Origin of the sequence: Absiella sp. AM29-15 (assembly GCF_003434225.1) — a bacterium.
Taxonomy (GTDB): Bacteria; Bacillota_I; Bacilli_A; order Erysipelotrichales; family Erysipelotrichaceae; genus Hoskinsella; species Hoskinsella hominis.
This window is the reverse complement of the sequence record NZ_QVFL01000004.1, coordinates 62,870-80,108: the sequence shown is the minus strand read 5'-3', so window position 1 is coordinate 80,108 and position 17,239 is coordinate 62,870. Positions and strand designations below refer to the sequence as shown.

Here is a 17,239-nt window from a genome sequence, read left to right as displayed (position 1 = left end):
AATTAAAAGCTTCCTTTATATTTTTTATGAGTAATTTTAGCTAAAATAAATGCCCATCCCTTTTTTATCCAATTTATTTTTTCCATGTGAATTACGGGTAGCTCTTTAAAATCTATTTTATTTTTTGTTAACCATACATCTAGTAATAACTCGCTAATCCTTCCATAGACTCTAGCCTCAAAAGTTGTATAATTACTTACATTTAATTTTTTTTCAATTTCAAATAAAATATCAAATAGCCATTCACAATACTCATCTAATAAATTTTTCTTTATAATCATCATATTAAACATATGTGCAGATTTTCTTTTCATTACAATATCATAAGCTAATAAGTAATCAGGATACAAATTTTCAATAACCCTCCTCGCACATACTAAATCTTCCTCATGTAATGTGTGAGCATAATGTGAGTAGATTGTTTCAATATAATAATTTCTTTTATTAGGAACAATTACATCTGCTTGTTTAAGTAAAGGTTCTATATCAGATCTTTTGGCTATTTTATCAAACTTATTTTTAGATTTAATTTTTGATTTGAAATGTCGCCTATAATGTACTAGTCCTATATAATCTGCTTTCAAATTTTGCCACGCCCAGTATAAGCCAGTTAGCTCACAAAAATTAGCATTTTTATTTGATATATTATTACCAACACTATCTGGCTGATATCCAATACTTTCTTTTCCTTCTGCTCCTACATGAACTGGTAAATATATATCGTCTATTGGCATTTGATACTTTTTATGTGTTGCTACAATAATTTTAATATTCACTTTACTCCTCCAATCCAAACAAAAGGACACACTCCTCCCTTCCCCCACATAAAGTGTTGAACGGTTTAAGTATGTCCCTGTATATTCCATAATGTGCCCCTGGCAACTTTTACTTCTTTATTCAGTTCGTTTTATGATTTCTAATGGTATCGTTACATTGATTTTCTTATGTAACATCTCTACCTCTAATACTGCTTTTCTCTTATGTCTGTCTATCTTACTGATATGACTTTCATAACCTTTCAATGGTCCTTCTGTTATGATCACATGGTCATTTTCGATAAATCCTACTGATTTCTTCAATGTATGTTTCTCATCCAACAGACCTTTTAAATATTGCTTTTCTTCTTCATATAATGCTGGTATCTCATCTTTATAATTTAGTTCTTTTACAATGCCTGTTTTCCGTTGTTTTAAATCCCATAACTTGACCAAGAAGTCTTGATGTTTATCTTCACTTTCCACAAAGATGTAACTTGGAAATAAAGGCTTTTCTATGATATGGTCTACACTGTTCTTTCGTCTGACTAGCTCAATCTTAGGATAAAAGGCATACCAGTTTTCTTCGTGATTCAAGAAGTCACATAGCTGTTGTTCCTTACCACCCATCACAAACAATACATACCAGTTCTTTTCTTCCATTACAGTGCACCTTCACCTTTGAATACCATCTTCACTGTTTTGATTAAGATTGTCATATCCAACCAAATTGTCCAGTTCCTATAATAGTAATCATCCATCTTCAAGCGATCATCAAAGCTGACATCACTTCTTCCATGACTCTGCCACATACCTGTGACTCCTGGTGTACAGCCGATCACACTGTTGTAGTACATTCCCATATCTTTGATTTCTCTTGGCAGATATGGTCTTGGTCCTACCATGCTCATTTCCCCTTTGATCACATTAATAAATTGAGGAAATTCATCTAAGCTTTTTTCTCTCAAAACTTTTCCTGCTGCGGTGATTCTTGGATCATCTCTCAGCTTTTTGTTTGTTTCATACTCTTCTCTGATTGCTGGATTTTCTTCCATCAATTGTTCTAGGACTTGTTCCGCATTCGGTACCATCGTTCTAAACTTATAGATCTTAAATGGTTTACCGTCTTTTCCGATACGCTCCTGTGTAAAGAAGATTGGATCATAATCTCCATTTGCATGATTCTTCTTTTTTACATAGAAATATAAAGGAAGTAATAAGATCATTCCAGCAATGCCTCCAGCTATATCAATGATTCGCTTCATGATAGCTGCACCTTTACTTGTTTTCCCTTTAGCAGTGGATACGACTAATAATCCATCAAAGTCTTGTACCTTTGTATCAAATGTCACCATACCTGATGTTCTTGGAAGGTATTTAATCTTTTCTACTTTGTTGTAAAGAATACTCATGAAATGATCCATCTGTTCTTTGGTAGCGTCTGATATCGCAATGATCGCTGTATCAATATCCTGTTGTTCGATAATATCTACTAAATCTCTTACAGGATAGATATTTTTTTTCACAAGAACTTCCTGATGCATATTTGGAAATAATTCTTTATCATTTACATCTATGAAACCGACAACTTCCATAAGAGAGAAACGATTTGTTTTCACAACATGATCTAGCTGTTCAGCTTCTCTGCCAGTACCAATGATCAGTACACGTTCTTTTGCGTAATCTCTTAATACGATTCTTATCGAACGTGAGATAAAGATATCAAATACGAACATACAGAATGTAATCAATAAGTTGAATACAAGTAAATAGACACTTTTCTTACCAATCGGTATCAATAATAGACTTGCCATATAGAAACAAAGATGGCTTTTAATCAGTAATTCCACTTCTTCCCAAACAAGTAACGTAGATACACGATAATGACCAAACATTGCTTGAATCATTAAGTAAAGAACAACGAAACGCAAGGTATAATCCATGGAATCACGGACAATCAGCATCATAAAAAGAATGAAGAGTAACTCTGACAAAAAGCTAACGATCCCTATATTCTTTTTTGTTCTCATCACTTCTGAAAATAAATTGAACGATAATGTTCTGTTTTCATTCCCCTCCTTTTTGTCTTAAAAGTTACAAAAATCTACAAACGTATAATTATTGAGATACATGAATTTTTATGATTTTATGTCTATAAATATGGGGAATTAGATAGAAAAATGCACAAAAAAAGCCGATTTTCATCAGAAAACCGACTATATATTATCCTATACATTATGAAACATATAATTATAGAGATACATCATATGACTCCCATGTAACGTTTATAATAATACTACATTTGTAGTCTTTTATCAACCAAAATATTACATTATTCTATTCATTTTTAGACCGATAAGATATTCTTATGATGTAAGCGGTTTAAAATAGTACAAAAAGAAAAGGTCTGTAATTAGACCTTTTACGTGTTATAAATCTTTCCCGTTGGTTTTTATGACATTTTGATACCAATAGAAACTGTCTTTCTTATATCTGTTCAGTTTTGCGGTTGTATCATCTTCTTCACGATCAACATAGACAAAGCCATAACGTTTTTGATATCCGTTTAACCAGCTCAACAAATCTGTAAATGACCATGTGCAATATGCCCATACATCACAACCATCATCAATTGCTTTCTTTAATTCTTTTAAATGTGCTTCTAAGAATGCAATACGATATGGATCATGGATGACATTACCTTCTTCTAATTTATCAAAAGCACCTAATCCATTCTCACTGATGACGATTGGTAAATCATAACGTGATGTGATATCTCGACAACACATACGAATACCCATTGGATCAATTGTCCAGTCCCAATCTGTTTTCTCCAGATATGGGTTAGATGGTTTCTTGTATAATCCAGGAATGCCTTCTTCTTTGGCAGTTCCCTTTTTTCCTGTCGTGTTGACTTCGGTACTCATACCAACACCGTCGATTGGGTTATATTCTATAGCTGCTGTTTGATAATAGTTTACTCCCATAAAATCAATCAGGGCTGCGGCCTGTTTCATGATTTTTTGATCCTCAGCTTCCATTTGGATATGGATACCATTACTTTCTATATAACGAATGGCTGCTTTTGGATAACGGCCATATGCATATACATCCATCCAGAAATAGTTCTGTAAATCATCATAATCTGCTTTTGCCATTGCGTTGATTGGTTTACAATCCCATGCATAGCCTGGTGTATACGCAAAGCTTGCGCCTACATGTGCATCTGGGTAGCGTTTCTTTAATTCCAATACACTGTATGCATGTGCCATATTCGCATGGTGGTTTACCTGATAAAACATCTTCTGATCCATGACTTTTCCAGGAGGATGCATACCTGTTAACCAGCCTAAGGATGTAAATACGTTTTGTTCATTCATGGTGATCCAGTAGTGTACACGATCTCCAAAGTGTTCAAACAGGGTTGTCGCATAGCGAACGTAATCTTTTACGATCTGACGATTTTCCCATCCCCCATATTGATCCTGTAATGCCTGTGGCATATCCCAATGATATACAGTAACCATTGGTTCAATACCATATTGGATACATTCATCAATGATGGCATCATAAAATGCCAAGCCTTTTTCATTCACTTCTCCATTTCCATCAGGTATGATTCTTGTCCATGCGATGGAGAAACGATAGGTCTTTAAACCTGCTTCTGCCATTAAGGCGATATCTTCTTTAAAACGATGATAATGATCTACCGCAAGATCACCGGTGGTAGCCTTAAAGGTTTTGCCTGGAATTCTTACAAATTGATCCCAATTACTGACACCTTTTCCATCTTCACTTGCGGCCCCTTCTATCTGATAAGCAGCACTTGCACTGCCCCATAAGAAGGTTTCAGGAAAACCATTACTTTCTTTAAAATACATGATGTAACTCCTCCTTTGTCCTCTTAACGAAATGATAGCATTTTCATTTGGTGCTTTTCAAGTAGGTTATGCGTTTTTCTATAAATTATACAAAAAAGAAGCAGTTACCTGCCTCTTATGCCTGTTCTCCTGCACTGATAAATGCTTCCTGGGTTTTACGATTTCGCATGATCAATAATGCAATCATAAAGCATGCGATTAAGAATAATACTTCTATTCCCATATAGGATAATATATCATAAAACTGTTGTCCATTAAAATCGTTTAAGTTTGCCAAGGTATCATTTATTTTTACATACCAGTAGGTTGGGATAAAATGTGAAATCGTCAATATGGACTCACTAATCAACGATTGTGGCACAAACGCCCCACCTAAGAATGCACTGCCTAAAGATACGATATTGGTAAGTCCATTTAATGCCTGTCCAACATGTGCTTTATTTGACAACAAACAGCTGAACAAGAAACCAACACTGACACATAGCATACCATAGATATACAGATTCAATCCATAAAAGAATCCTTGTAAAGTCCACATATCACTGTTTGGCAGAAACATGATCACAACCATAAAGACTGCCCATAGTGCACTGCCAAATAAGATGTTCGCAACGAATAATGAGAAGTTTCGCTTGTTGCTGCTGATGGGTGATACCAGATCTCTTTTTTGAAGATTTGATTTAAAGATTGTTGTCATAATCAGACCAACACTCAACATGGTTAAAGCCATAAAGATATAAGATGCATAATTAAAGAAACCGCTGCGAAGTGTTTGAGATATATTCAATTCTTCATTAGAACGCATAGAGATATCTAACTTGGTATCCATACTTTGTCTGGCTTTTTCATTTAATTGTGATACTTTTAAAGTAGGATCACTTTCATGATAGATGTGCATGGTGGATAGATAGGATTCTATTTTCATTTCCAGCATGCTTGCATTTACTTCATCTGGTCTGGATGTACAAGCGATATTGGTATCTTTACCAGCTAATAAATTATCTTCAAAACCTTCTGGTACTTCTACGATAAAAGACACAAAGCCATAAAACAAAGCATCTTCATGATCTTTTTTGGTGTCACCTACATCTTTGATTTCAGCGATATCATTCATATAGCTCTTTAAAGCATTGCTGGCTTCACTTTGATCATGATCTATCCATACGATATCCGGCTCAACTTCCTGAAACATTGTTGTTTGTTTACTATCTCCCAGAAAACTTGCATAGATGAAAAATACAGTAATAAAGATAGAAAAATAAATCATCAAAGGCTTTCTACAAGATTTTACCAGTTTCCAATATAATTTTAAATGACTCATTTATCTCGCCTCCAGACTTTGATAACTCTTTTTGCGTATCAAGAAGAAACTTATGCTGTAACATACAATGATCAAAACGATAAGGGAAATAATATTTGTATAGAAGCGCTCATCAATTCCATAGTAATAGATACTATATAAACCATCAGTAATCATTGCGACTGGATTGATATAATTCACAAATGGAATATATAACTGTACTAGATATTTGATTTGTACCATCATCATACCCGAAAGAAAACTGCCCAGCATCGTAATGGAAGTCAACAATCCATCTTTAAATCCAAGTGTCTGAGTAGTTGCACATCCAATCAAAGTTCCTAAGGCATTGCCACTTAAACATCCTGCCAAAAGGATTGCTAATATCGCAAATACATGTTCTCCAAATGCGATATCCAAAACACCTGCCATATAAGAATACACGATTAGGATAAATACCATTTCAAACACCATACATAACAGAAAATCTGTAAATAGATATTGTATCTTATGAATCGGTGTCATTGCCAAACGGGCTGCCCTGCTGGATTGATTGGCTTGTATATCATAGATGGCATACATAGACCATTGTCCACCAAATAAGCAGACCATCGCTAGTACTGTATAGAAAAATACAGAACTTAAATCGTGATCTTCAATATCATTTTGTGTCAGATAATTTTGTGTCTGATGAAATAAATCCATGATTTCATCAACACTTTTTCCCTGCATCATCAAATCTTTTACAACCTCTGCTTTTTGTTCGTATTCGGTAAAGAAAGATTTAATGATCGTTGTATTGATATTATTTTTATTGACTTCGATTTTTATACTTTCTCCATCAGAAATCACACCATCCACTTTTTTATCATCCAGCAATTGTTTCGCTTCATTTTCTGATACGATCTGCAAATCAAACATTGGTTTATCGTTCATCTGTACAGAAGACAACGTATTTTTTAATGTTTCATCCTTTTGATAATACACAGAATCCACAACTGCCAAAGAAATGGTTTTAAATTCATCAGGATCATACGCACCCCTTAATACACTGGCGAATAAGGTCGTTAGGATCAAAGGAAATGCCAATGTCCAAAACATCAGTGATTTATTTTTTATCATGCAAAGAAATCGATATTTCATAAGAGATAACATTTCCATCACCTCTAATCACGTAGCTGTTTTCCGGTTATTTCAAGGAAAACATCATTCAGGGTTGGTAATTGGGAATAGACTTTTCCAAAGCTGATTTCATGTCCGGATAGATAATCTAGCAGATTCATCAGATTATGCTTGCCTTCCATAAACTTCACCTGTAAATTATGTGCGTTGTATTGTACAGCAAATACGTTTGCGATTTCTTTGATTTCAGATAACTGTTGTTCATTTAATTCAATTTGTTCAATATCGATGCGTTCTTTTAATGTAATACTTGCTTTTAGCTGCTCATTACTGCCTTCTGCGATGACTCTTCCTTTATCCATAATGATGATACGACTACAAATTTCTTCTACTTCTTCCATATAGTGTGATGTATAGATAATGGTCGCTCCTGCATCATTTAATTTACGGATACCTTCCAGAATAGAATTACGACTTTGTGGGTCTACGGCGACAGTTGGTTCATCCATAAAAATTAATTTCGGCTGATGTGCAATGCCACATGCTATATTTAATCGTCTAAGCAACCCTCCACTTAACTTGCCAGGGCGAAATTTACGGAAATCCTGTAAAGACACAAAATCAATGGCTTCCTCTACTAATTGTTTACGTCGTGCTTTATCTTTTACATACAACCCACAAAAATAATCAATATTCTCATATACTGTTAATTCATAAAATACCGCGACTTCCTGGGGAACGATGCCAATCATCCGCTTGCTTTCTATTGCATCTGGATGCATGGGTTTATCAAATAACTGGATTTCCCCTTTATCATATTTTAATAAAGACAACATACAGTTGATAGCTGTTGTTTTCCCGCTGCCATTTGGCCCTAACAGTCCTATGATTTCCCCTTCTTCTACTTCCATATGGAAATGATCTAATGCAATCACATCTTTATATCGTTTGACAAGATTGTTTATTTTAATAATCATGTTGATCTCCTCACTTTCTGATTCCAGTATACAGGATAATCTGGATATATCATAGTGAAGGAAAGCATGAGTTGAGATGACAAATGTCACAAAATCTTCATGCAGATTGTCTGTATTATGAAAACATGATAAACTAATAGCAAGTGATAGGAGGTGGGCCCATGAATGAAATTATTAATTTAATCATCTTGTTTTTTTATGGTTTCATCTTTATGTATATGGATAACCTGCAATTATATTCTATACTGCCTCTGCTTTGTGCCATCATCTTATGTAGTATTGGTTTGTTGTATCCTAAATATAAAAAATTATTGCTTTTATATTTGATCATGAGTTTTATCTTTCCAGACTTTATATATTTTGTGCCCTGTACTTTCTATTTATGGATCATAGATCGTAAGCTACATCCAGATGAAATTTTATTTCTCATTCCTTATCTTATATCCTATTCAAAAATACATCATATTTTCCTCTTAGCATGTGCCTTATGTTTATCTTATATTTTAAAGGTCCGCTATATTGAAAATGAAGAACTGAAGAAAAGCTATTTGAAACAGCGTGATGCAACAAAGGAATTGGCAAATTTGATTGAAGAAAAGAATAAAAATTTATTATTAGCACAGGAACAAGATATTCATATCGCTATATTAAATGAACGAAATCGTATTGCCAGAGAGATCCATGATCATGTTGGGCATTTGTTAAGCAGTTCCCTCTTACAGATTGGCGCATTACAGGCAATCAATCAACAAGACAATATGAAAGCTCCTTTACAAGATTTAAGAAGCACAATATCACAGGGCATGGATAATGTCAGAAACAGTGTACATGATTTACATGATGATGCATTGGATTTACATATCGTTCTACAAAAGCTTTGTGAAGAGTACACCTTTTGTAAGATACAGTTAGAATATGATATCGTACATCCATTTGGCAATACCATGTATTATCATATCTTAGCCATTATCAAAGAAGCCTTACACAACATTACAAGACACAGCAATGCCAATATGGTATCCTTAACATTAAGGGAACAGCCCGCTTTTTATCAGTTGATCATTCACGATAATGGCACAGATATTCATATCAAAAAAGAAGGAATCGGCCTTCAAAACATGAAAGATCGCGTAGATCAGATGCATGGCTTTTTCAATATTTTAACAGATGATGGATTTCAAATATATATCACGATACCAAAGGAGGATAAAACAGTATGAATGTATTAATTGTAGATGATGATAAGCTGGTGTGCAGCTCATTAAAAACGATATTAGAGGCAAAAGGTGTCACAATTGTTGATACTGGAAATAATGGACAGGAAGCTATCGCTTTATATGATGAGTTTTTACCAGATGTATTATTGATGGATATTCGTATGGAAGGGATGAATGGTGTAGAAGCCAGTGAAGCAATTCTAAAACAGCATCCTGAAGCAAAAATATTATTTCTGACAACTTTCAGTGATGATGAATATATTGTGAAAGCCTTAAGCCTGGGTGTCAAAGGCTATATACTGAAACAAAATTTTGATAGTATTATTCCTGCGCTTGACGCAGTATTCTCTGGTCAAAATGTATTTAATACAGAAATCATTAGTAAACTTCCTTCCCTGCTGGCGAAGAAAAGCGATGCGTCTTCTACTTATGATTTAAGCGAACGAGAACTAACCATTATTGAACTTGTCGCAAAAGGACTTAATAATAAAGAGCTGGCAGATACGTTGTTTCTTAGTGAAGGAACGATTCGCAATTATCTGAGTACATTATTAAATAAATTAGATTTGCGTGATCGTACACAATTAGCAATTTTCTACTATCAGCATTTACAGTAAAAAGGAAGCCATGGCTTCCTTTATCTTATATAATTATATTCTTCAAATCCTGTCTTACTTCTTCATTAGGAATAACAACTTTATAGATACCACGATCCATCATTTCTTTAATTGTAAGATAGCCATAATGAATCATGAATGCCCAAAGCGTAGAATCTTTCCTATCTTCATCATATGACATATTTAAATCTGTATAAACAACCGTTTCTCCATTTTTGATTAATTCATGATATTTCAAGGAAAATATTGCACTATGTTTATATAATGTCATTTCTATCCCATCATTCATTTTTTCTTTTCTATAAACATCCATTCTTTTTTCACCAGCATAATGGGAAATAGAATATGGAGAATAGATTTTGATTTTCCCTATTTGATAGCCACCATAAAACTTTGTTACTTCTTTTGTAAGATCCGATTTAAAATATTCTAAAAACATTTTGGTTTCTTCTTCAGTAAAGCCAAAATAAGGAGCGTATTTTTCATGAATCACACTATATACAGAAATATTATTTAATCCACTAAAAATATTTACTCTTCTAGCCTGTATAACACCAGTTAATATCGCTTTCTTTAAATATTCGTTTCCTTTTAAAGATGTTTCCAAAATCATTGCTAAACAACTACCAATTTCATCATAATACCCATGATAACAAGCTTCCTTGAATGGCGTATCATATGCATCAATTAGTAAAATAGCTTTTTTACCATAATATTCATATAAAAATTGACATAGTAACTGTAAACAATCATTGATATCCGTTAGTTCTGTATTATTTTGATTTTTTAGGCCTTTCCACACCATTTTATATTCTTCTTTAGAATTTTCTGATAAATGAGGATAGATAAAATCAAAACGTTTATATTCATCAATCAAAGTTTTTTTTAATGCTTTTACTGCATCTTTCTTCTCACCTTTAACATTTTTAAAGCTTACAAAAATCACAGGATATTGATTTATCTCATTTGCACATGCTGTTTGCATAATATTCATATCTTCAAATAAAGACTTAGTGTTTTTCGTGATATCTAAAAAACTAGCAAGCATCGAAATATTTAAGGTCTTGCCAAAACCATTTGGTCTTGTGATCATTGTTACTTTCGCATCACTTTCCAAAAATTCTTTAATGAATAATGTTTTATCAATGAAAAAGTGATTTTCTTCTATTAATGTTTGAAAATTACCTTCACCAAAACCAACTGTTTTTCTCATAAACTTACCACCTCTTTACGCATTATATCACAATTCATATACAGTTTTATATTGCTATTATTTTATTTTCTATTTATGTTAGTGAACTACTCCCTGCTTTATAGCTGGGAGCTTCTGGCTTATCCATTATTTGTACAAGCTAGAATTTTTTTGTATCTGTATCTGAATCGTTTTTACATAAGATACACATGACTGGTACGTTCACTGTACCTTCAAAGTCATATTTAGACGGTAATCAGATATTTTCATTTCCAAAATATAATCCTTTAACATCTCATCTCTTTCATGTGTAATAATCTTATTTGCTAATGCAATTATAAAAAAACGCATAGCTATTGCCATGCATTTTTCATTACTTGTTCATCTCATACAAAATCTTCTCGATTTTATTTCCTCTTTCCAAAGAATCATCAATCTTGAATTGCAGTTCTGGGACTTTTCGCAAAGTCATACGTTTCGCAAGATTCGTACGAATAAATCCTTTACTACGCTCCAATGCTTTCATACCAGCTTCTTCTCTTGCTTTTTGTCCAAGGAAAGAAACATATATTTTTGCGATAGATAAATCATTTGTGACGGTAACATCTGTAATGGTAATAAAACCGATTTTTGGATCTTTTAATTCAAATTGAATAATTTCACTGACTTCCTTTTGGATAATGCCAGCTACTTTTTCTGCTTTTAATGTCATATTATCACCTAATGTTATTCTGGATCAACCTGCTGGTCTTCATACGCTTCAATGATATCTCCAACTTTGATATCGTTGAAGTTTTCAATTGTCAAACCACATTCAAATCCACTGTTTACTTCTTTTGCGTCATTCTGGAAACGTTTTAAAGAACCAAGTTTACCAGTGTAAATAACAACACCTTCACGTATTAAACGTACACCACATTCTTTCTTTAAGCTTCCATCAGTAACCATACATCCTGCGATGGTACCGACTTTAGAAACTTTATAGATTTGACGTACTTCTGCCTGTCCGATAACGACTTCTTCATATACAGGAGCAAGCATACCTTTCATGGCACTTTCCATTTCTTCCAATGCTTTATATATAATGTTATGCAGACGAATTTCTACGCCTTCTTCTTCAGCTTTCTTACGAATATTCGCACTTGGACGTACATTAAATCCATAGATTACTGCATTAGATGCACTCGCCAGCATAATATCAGATTCTGTGATAGCTCCGGCAGTTGAACGAATAACGTTTACCTTAACACCCTGTACATCAATTTTTTCCATACTTGCACGTACGGCTTCTGCACTACCCTGTACATCCGCTTTGATAATGATGTTTACTTCCTGGATATCACCTTGTTCGATCTGACGGCTTAAGTCTTCCAAAGACATTGCACTGGAAGAATTACGTTCCTGATCAATACGTTTTGTTAATCTTGTTTCCGCAATCTGACGGGCTTTCTTTTCAGAGTCAAATGCTTTGAAAATATCACCTGCGATAGGTACATCATTTAAACCAATGATTTCAACTGGTGTTGATGGAAGTGCTGTTTTAATTTCACGTCCACGATCATCTGTCATCTTACGTACACGACCAAATGCTGTACCAACAACGATGGCATCACCTGTGTGTAATGTACCACTTTGTACAAGCAATGTTGTTACCGGACCTCTACCTTTATCAAGTTTCGCTTCAATTACAGTACCTGTTGCTAATTTGTTTGGATTTGCACGGAAGTTATATACTTCAGATACAACCAATACAGTTTCCAATAAATCACTTACACCTGTACCAAACTTCGCACTGATATCCGCATAAATTGTATCTCCGCCCCATTCTTCAGGCATCAATCCAAGTTCACTCATTTCAGATACAATACGTTCTCTGTTTGCTGCTGGTTTATCAATTTTGTTGACAGCAACGATAACAGGAACACCTGCTGCTTTGGCATGGTCAACTGCTTCTTTTGTCTGAGGCATTACACCATCATCAGCCGCAACAACAATAATAACAAGGTCAGTAACCTGTGCACCACGTGCACGCATTGCTGTAAATGCTTCATGTCCCGGTGTATCTAAGAATGTAACTTTTTTACCTTTGACATTTACCTGATAAGCACCAATATGCTGTGTAATACCACCAAATTCACCTTCTGTAACATGTGTTTTACGAATGGTATCCAATAATGTTGTTTTACCATGGTCAACATGTCCCATAATTGTTACAACTGGTGGACGTTCTACCAATAAAGATTCATCTTCTTCAACGTTATTGATCATTTCTTCAAAATCACTTTCTTCAATAACGATTTCTTTATGGCATTCTACATTCCATTCCATACATACAAGTTCGATGGTTTCATCATCTAATGTAGAGTTAATGGTAACCATGGTTCCCATCATAAACAATAATTTAATAATCTCGCTGGCGTTGCGATTCAATTTTTCCGCAAGTTCTCCAACACTCAGAGGTCCACTATAAGTGATTTCCTTTACTTCAATACGTTCTTTCTTTGGAGCAAAGTTATTGTTCTTTCCTCTGTTATTGTTGTTCTTTCTGTTTCCGTTTCCTTTTTTCTGTTGTCTTGCCATAGTATCACCTAGCCTTTCAAGCAAGTATGAAGCTGCTGCGCTAAGCCTTTATCCAAAATAGCGACTGCTTTACGATTTCCCATCAATTCCGCAAATTCAACTGCATCCATGAAGGAATATGGAACACCATAGTATTCACATTTATTCAACAGCTTATTCTTTGTATTTTCCCCGATATCCTCTGCCAGAACGATCAACTTGATTTCATTTTTAGGAAACTTCTTAAAAATGATTTCCCCAGTCGCTGTTTTTCTGGCACGCTGCGCGATTCCTAAGTATCCGCTGGCATTACTCATGAGAGAACATGCCTTTCAATGTTTCATAGATTTCATCAGGAATTTCACATTCCAGTGATCTAGCCAAAGATTTCTTTTTTTTCGCTATTTCTACTGCTTCTACGCTTCTTTTCAAATATGCGCCACGTCCGTTTTTCTTTCCGGTTTCATCTATTTCAACGACACCTTCAGGTGTACGAACGATACGTATCAATTCTTTTTTCGGGAGACTTTCAAGGGTTGCTACACATTTACGCATAGGAATCTTTTTCATAAGTATGCTCCTTTCTCTATGAATTACTTATCGTAGTATTCATCGTATTCATCAAAATCGATATCATCATGAATCCAGTCGTTTTCTTCTTCTTCCATCTGTTCACGTTCGATTTCCGCAAGTTCTTCTTCAGAATAAATTGGTTTCATTCCATAATCTTTCTTGTTTAAATCGAAAGTAGCCTTACGACGTGGTTCTTCTTTTTCTTCATATTTCTTATATTTTGGTTTTGCTGCAGCTGCTGGTTCTTGTTTTGTCTTTGCATCTGCAAGTTCTTCAAATTTAGATTTGTATTCTTGTTTTTCTTTTACATTTAAACCTTCTAAACGCTGTTTTTCTTTTGCAATACGTGCCGCCTTTTCTAATTCTGTTTCTTCTTTTTCTTCTTCTGGTTCTACATATTCATCCATGATTTCTGCAGTATCTTCATCCATCACGATATCAGCTTTTTCTGGTTCCACTGTAGCTTCTACAGTATCATCGATTTCTTCTTCGATTTCATCTGCTGCAACATCAAACTGTACACCTGCTTCATCGATATCCACAGCATCCTGTTCTTTGCTTTCTTCAAACATTTCCTGTTGTGCAGCTGCTTTTTCTTCCGCCTGACGAGCCAAGAATTCTTCTCTTTGTTTGATTGCGATATTCTTCCAGTCAATACCCATTGCATCTACATCACTCTGTGCTTTGATATCAATCTTGCTGCCAGTTAATTTTACTGCAAGGCGGGCATTCTTACCACGTTTACCAATGGCAAGTGATAATTGATTATCTGGAACAACAACCAATAATCCACCTTTCTTTTCTTCACTTGGAATAACAGCTAATACTTCAGCTGGAGATAATGCATTTTTAATTAATTCACTAACATCTTCGCTCCATTCAAAGATATCAATTTTTTCACCATGCAGCTCATCAATGATGACCTGTACACGCTGTCCTCTAGGCCCAATACAAGCGCCGATTGGATCAATGTTTTCATTGTGTGAATACACTGCCATCTTTGTACGTTCTCCGGCTTCACGTGCAATTGCCTTGATTTCAATAATACCCTGATAGATCTCAGGAACTTCTTTTTCAAACAAACGTTTTACTAAAGTCGCATCGGCACGAGAAACTAATACCTGTGCTCCTTTTGTTTCCTTATTTACTTCTATAATGACGACACGGATCATCTGTCCTTCTTTATAGCGCTCATTTGGAATTTGTTGGTTCTTTGGCATCAATGCCAATGTTTTTCCAATATTTACAACACAGAATTTTTCTTCGACAGATTCGATAGTACCAAATACCATTTCATCAACTTTATCACAATATTCTTCATAAACAACTAATTTTTCAGCTTCACGGATTTTTTGTTTCATAACGTTCTTCGCTAAAATAACAGCTGCTCTACCTAAATTGGCGATACTTACTTCTGTTTCTACTAAATCACCAAGTTCAAATGCCTGATTGACTTTTTTAGCATCTTCTAAAGAGATTTCTAATTCATCATCTTCCACTGTTTCTACAACTGCTCTTTGCTGATAAACCTTGATATCTCCTGATTTTTCGTTAACATCAACACGTACCAATGCATCAGGAATTTCTATGTGTTTACGGTATGCTTTTGACAATGCTTCCTGTAATGCTTCAATAACGATTTCTTTTGATAATTTGCGATCACTTTCAATTGCCTGCATGGCAGCCATAAAATCTTTTAACTTCATTTTTTTGCTTTCCTTTCTAAATTTTTACAGATAAACGAATCAATGAAATGTTATCCAGTTCGATTGATACTTTTCGTTTCACAGCTTTATCCATATATTCAATCAGCACTTCGTTTTCTTCCATAGATTTCAGATAACCTTTTACCTCATCCATGCCAGCCTTTGGATTTCTCAGTTTTACATAAACGTACTCTCCAATCGCTGCTTTGATTTGTGCTTCATCCTTTAATTCACGTTCTGCGCCAGGTGAACATACCTCCAGGAAGTATTCAGCGGATATCAGATCAGCTTCATCCAGACATTCAGAAATCTTTTCAGACATGTCTGCACAAGTATCAATATCCATGCTGCCATCATTTCGCATAATTGCGATCTGTAAGATACGCATGTTTCCTTCGTTATGCCACAGCACTTCATATAGTTGGATTTCTTCTTTTTCAAGAATCGGCGCTACAAGCTCTTTGATCTTTTGAATCTGGTCCATCATGTTACCTCCTTTACAAACATAATGAAGGAGTGGGCATGACCCACTCCGTTTGAAGTATCTGTAGATAATATACCACGGTTATGAAAAAACTTCAAGATTTTTTCATAAATTGCCGATATTTTTAGACTATATTTCCTTTTCTAATCCTGATTATATCAAATCATGCATGAATCTAGGACTTTATCACTATTTCTATGACACAAACGGCTGTAATCCTGTATGAGGTTGATCAAGCACTTCATCAAAAACAATCTGGTCAAAATCAAGTACCAGAGTTTCTTTTTGATGGTCTTGATAAGCTATTTCTATTTTCATATGTTTCATTCTTTCCTCTATCGTTGGTTCATTATTCATAACATCCATACAGATATCATATTGAAATACTGTATAATCTTCTATATTTTCCATAGCAGGATAGGAAACATTTTGAAAAATCTCATTGCTTTGTGACAAGGTTGTCATGCCGATTTTGGTATCATTCATATAGGGCAAAACAGATGCATCAGGTGAAAAATATATATCGCCAAATCTTTTTACTTTTGTAGAAGATGGTGCAATAATGATTTGATATACATAAACATCATATCCTGATGTTTTACGATGATGCTTAGCTGCCTTTAACAGCTTTGCCTGAAATGCATCACCTTGTGTTTCTGCTAATGCTTCCGCATAGAAATACTGTTTCATTGATGTAGATAGTTTTTCTGTATCCGCATGGATCCTTGTGTAAGTTTCTTCCTTTTTTTGACAACTGCTCATCAAACATAACATACAAATCAAAATTATCATTTTCTTCATAAGTCTTTTCCCCTTTTATATCTTTATTATATGAAGAAGATAACACATAAACAAG

Annotated in this window: 17 protein-coding genes; 2 read left to right on the top strand and 15 right to left on the bottom strand. The window is 34.5% G+C overall.

The genetic code is table 11. The features are described from left to right. Positions 1 to 2: 2 nt before the first annotated feature. The 7 genes from DW761_RS05535 to DW761_RS05505 form a co-directional block, all read right to left on the bottom strand. Entirely contained in the window at positions 3 to 776 is a 774-nt protein-coding gene (locus DW761_RS05535; protein WP_233513033.1) for a DUF4422 domain-containing protein, read from the bottom strand. Positions 777 to 893: 117 nt separating this feature from the next. After that, complete coding sequence (gene loaP / locus DW761_RS05530) at positions 894 to 1,418, bottom strand: antiterminator LoaP (RefSeq protein ID WP_117516691.1); 525 nt, start codon at positions 1,416 to 1,418, stop codon at positions 894 to 896. Further along, positions 1,418 to 2,722: an exopolysaccharide biosynthesis polyprenyl glycosylphosphotransferase gene (locus tag DW761_RS05525; protein WP_233513032.1), complete on the bottom strand. Its 1,305-nt coding sequence runs from the start codon at positions 2,720 to 2,722 to the stop codon at positions 1,418 to 1,420. Before DW761_RS05525 ends, loaP begins: the two co-directional genes overlap by 1 nt. Before the next feature lie 462 nt (positions 2,723 to 3,184). After that, complete coding sequence (locus DW761_RS05520) at positions 3,185 to 4,636, bottom strand: glycoside hydrolase family 1 protein (RefSeq protein ID WP_117516687.1); 1,452 nt, start codon at positions 4,634 to 4,636, stop codon at positions 3,185 to 3,187. A 115-nt stretch (positions 4,637 to 4,751) separates the two neighbouring features. Beyond that, a complete protein-coding gene (locus DW761_RS05515; RefSeq protein WP_117516685.1) occupies positions 4,752 to 5,957 on the bottom strand; it encodes an ABC transporter permease in 1,206 nt (401 codons plus the stop codon). After that, entirely contained in the window at positions 5,958 to 7,037 is a 1,080-nt protein-coding gene (locus tag DW761_RS05510; RefSeq protein WP_233513031.1) for an ABC transporter permease, read from the bottom strand. It lies immediately after the preceding gene. 65 nt (positions 7,038 to 7,102) lie between these two features. Beyond that, a complete protein-coding gene (locus tag DW761_RS05505; protein WP_117454561.1) occupies positions 7,103 to 8,035 on the bottom strand; it encodes an ABC transporter ATP-binding protein in 933 nt (310 codons plus the stop codon). Positions 8,036 to 8,196: 161 nt separating this feature from the next. Between DW761_RS05505 and DW761_RS05500 the strand changes: the two genes are divergently transcribed. After that, complete coding sequence (locus DW761_RS05500) at positions 8,197 to 9,255, top strand: sensor histidine kinase (RefSeq protein ID WP_117516681.1); 1,059 nt, start codon at positions 8,197 to 8,199, stop codon at positions 9,253 to 9,255. Continuing rightward, positions 9,252 to 9,869, top strand: a complete 618-nt coding sequence (locus tag DW761_RS05495) for a response regulator transcription factor (protein WP_117516679.1) — start codon at positions 9,252 to 9,254, stop codon at positions 9,867 to 9,869. The genes DW761_RS05500 and DW761_RS05495 overlap by 4 nt, the downstream gene beginning before the upstream one ends. A gap of 25 nt (positions 9,870 to 9,894) precedes the next feature. Here DW761_RS05495 and DW761_RS05490 read toward each other — a convergent pair whose 3' ends face one another. The 8 genes from DW761_RS05490 to DW761_RS05455 all read right to left on the bottom strand — a co-directional run bounded on the left by DW761_RS05490 (position 9,895) and on the right by DW761_RS05455 (position 17,184). Beyond that, on the bottom strand, positions 9,895 to 11,082 hold the full coding sequence (locus DW761_RS05490) for an AAA family ATPase (RefSeq protein ID WP_117516677.1): 1,188 nt from the start codon (positions 11,080 to 11,082) through the stop codon (positions 9,895 to 9,897). Between the two features lie 352 nt (positions 11,083 to 11,434). Beyond that, entirely contained in the window at positions 11,435 to 11,773 is a 339-nt protein-coding gene (gene rbfA, locus DW761_RS05485) for a 30S ribosome-binding factor RbfA (protein ID WP_117454565.1), read from the bottom strand. 14 nt (positions 11,774 to 11,787) lie between these two features. Next, the gene (infB, locus tag DW761_RS05480) at positions 11,788 to 13,641 is read right to left on the bottom strand and encodes a translation initiation factor IF-2 (protein ID WP_117454566.1); all 1,854 of its coding nucleotides are present in this window, start codon (positions 13,639 to 13,641) and stop codon (positions 11,788 to 11,790) included. An 8-nt stretch (positions 13,642 to 13,649) separates the two neighbouring features. Next, positions 13,650 to 13,937, bottom strand: a complete 288-nt coding sequence (locus DW761_RS05475; protein WP_117454567.1) for a L7Ae/L30e/S12e/Gadd45 family ribosomal protein — start codon at positions 13,935 to 13,937, stop codon at positions 13,650 to 13,652. After that, positions 13,930 to 14,190, bottom strand: a complete 261-nt coding sequence (gene rnpM / locus DW761_RS05470) for an RNase P modulator RnpM (RefSeq protein WP_117454568.1) — start codon at positions 14,188 to 14,190, stop codon at positions 13,930 to 13,932. Before rnpM ends, DW761_RS05475 begins: the two co-directional genes overlap by 8 nt. A gap of 23 nt (positions 14,191 to 14,213) precedes the next feature. Continuing rightward, a complete protein-coding gene (gene nusA, locus DW761_RS05465) occupies positions 14,214 to 15,899 on the bottom strand; it encodes a transcription termination factor NusA (protein WP_117516675.1) in 1,686 nt (561 codons plus the stop codon). Positions 15,900 to 15,915: 16 nt separating this feature from the next. Continuing rightward, positions 15,916 to 16,386: a ribosome maturation factor RimP gene (rimP, locus tag DW761_RS05460; protein ID WP_233511508.1), complete on the bottom strand. Its 471-nt coding sequence runs from the start codon at positions 16,384 to 16,386 to the stop codon at positions 15,916 to 15,918. Between the two features lie 192 nt (positions 16,387 to 16,578). Then, positions 16,579 to 17,184 carry a hypothetical protein gene (locus DW761_RS05455; RefSeq protein WP_117516673.1) on the bottom strand — a complete coding sequence of 202 codons (606 nt, stop codon included), beginning with the start codon at positions 17,182 to 17,184 and terminating at the stop codon, positions 16,579 to 16,581. Positions 17,185 to 17,239 lie beyond the last annotated feature (55 nt).

Bases quoted from the DNA above. Each gene is read 5' to 3' on its own strand.
- loaP (WP_117516691.1), bottom strand. From the start codon at position 1,418: ATGGAAGAAAAGAACTGGTATGTATTGTTTGTGATGGGTGGTAAGGAA.
- DW761_RS05525 (WP_233513032.1), bottom strand. From the start codon at position 2,722: ATGATGCTGATTGTCCGTGATTCCATGGATTATACCTTGCGTTTCGTT.
- DW761_RS05520 (WP_117516687.1), bottom strand. From the start codon at position 4,636: ATGTATTTTAAAGAAAGTAATGGTTTTCCTGAAACCTTCTTATGGGGC.
- DW761_RS05515 (WP_117516685.1), bottom strand. From the start codon at position 5,957: ATGAGTCATTTAAAATTATATTGGAAACTGGTAAAATCTTGTAGAAAG.
- DW761_RS05510 (WP_233513031.1), bottom strand. From the start codon at position 7,037: ATGTTTTGGACATTGGCATTTCCTTTGATCCTAACGACCTTATTCGCC.
- DW761_RS05505 (WP_117454561.1), bottom strand. From the start codon at position 8,035: ATGATTATTAAAATAAACAATCTTGTCAAACGATATAAAGATGTGATT.
- DW761_RS05500 (WP_117516681.1), top strand. From the start codon at position 8,197: ATGAATGAAATTATTAATTTAATCATCTTGTTTTTTTATGGTTTCATC.
- DW761_RS05495 (WP_117516679.1), top strand. From the start codon at position 9,252: ATGAATGTATTAATTGTAGATGATGATAAGCTGGTGTGCAGCTCATTA.
- DW761_RS05490 (WP_117516677.1), bottom strand. From the start codon at position 11,082: ATGAGAAAAACAGTTGGTTTTGGTGAAGGTAATTTTCAAACATTAATA.
- rbfA (WP_117454565.1), bottom strand. From the start codon at position 11,773: ATGACATTAAAAGCAGAAAAAGTAGCTGGCATTATCCAAAAGGAAGTC.
- infB (WP_117454566.1), bottom strand. From the start codon at position 13,641: ATGGCAAGACAACAGAAAAAAGGAAACGGAAACAGAAAGAACAACAAT.
- DW761_RS05475 (WP_117454567.1), bottom strand. From the start codon at position 13,937: ATGAGTAATGCCAGCGGATACTTAGGAATCGCGCAGCGTGCCAGAAAA.
- rnpM (WP_117454568.1), bottom strand. From the start codon at position 14,190: ATGAAAAAGATTCCTATGCGTAAATGTGTAGCAACCCTTGAAAGTCTC.
- nusA (WP_117516675.1), bottom strand. From the start codon at position 15,899: ATGAAGTTAAAAGATTTTATGGCTGCCATGCAGGCAATTGAAAGTGAT.
- rimP (WP_233511508.1), bottom strand. From the start codon at position 16,386: ATGATGGACCAGATTCAAAAGATCAAAGAGCTTGTAGCGCCGATTCTT.
- DW761_RS05455 (WP_117516673.1), bottom strand. From the start codon at position 17,184: ATGAAGAAAATGATAATTTTGATTTGTATGTTATGTTTGATGAGCAGT.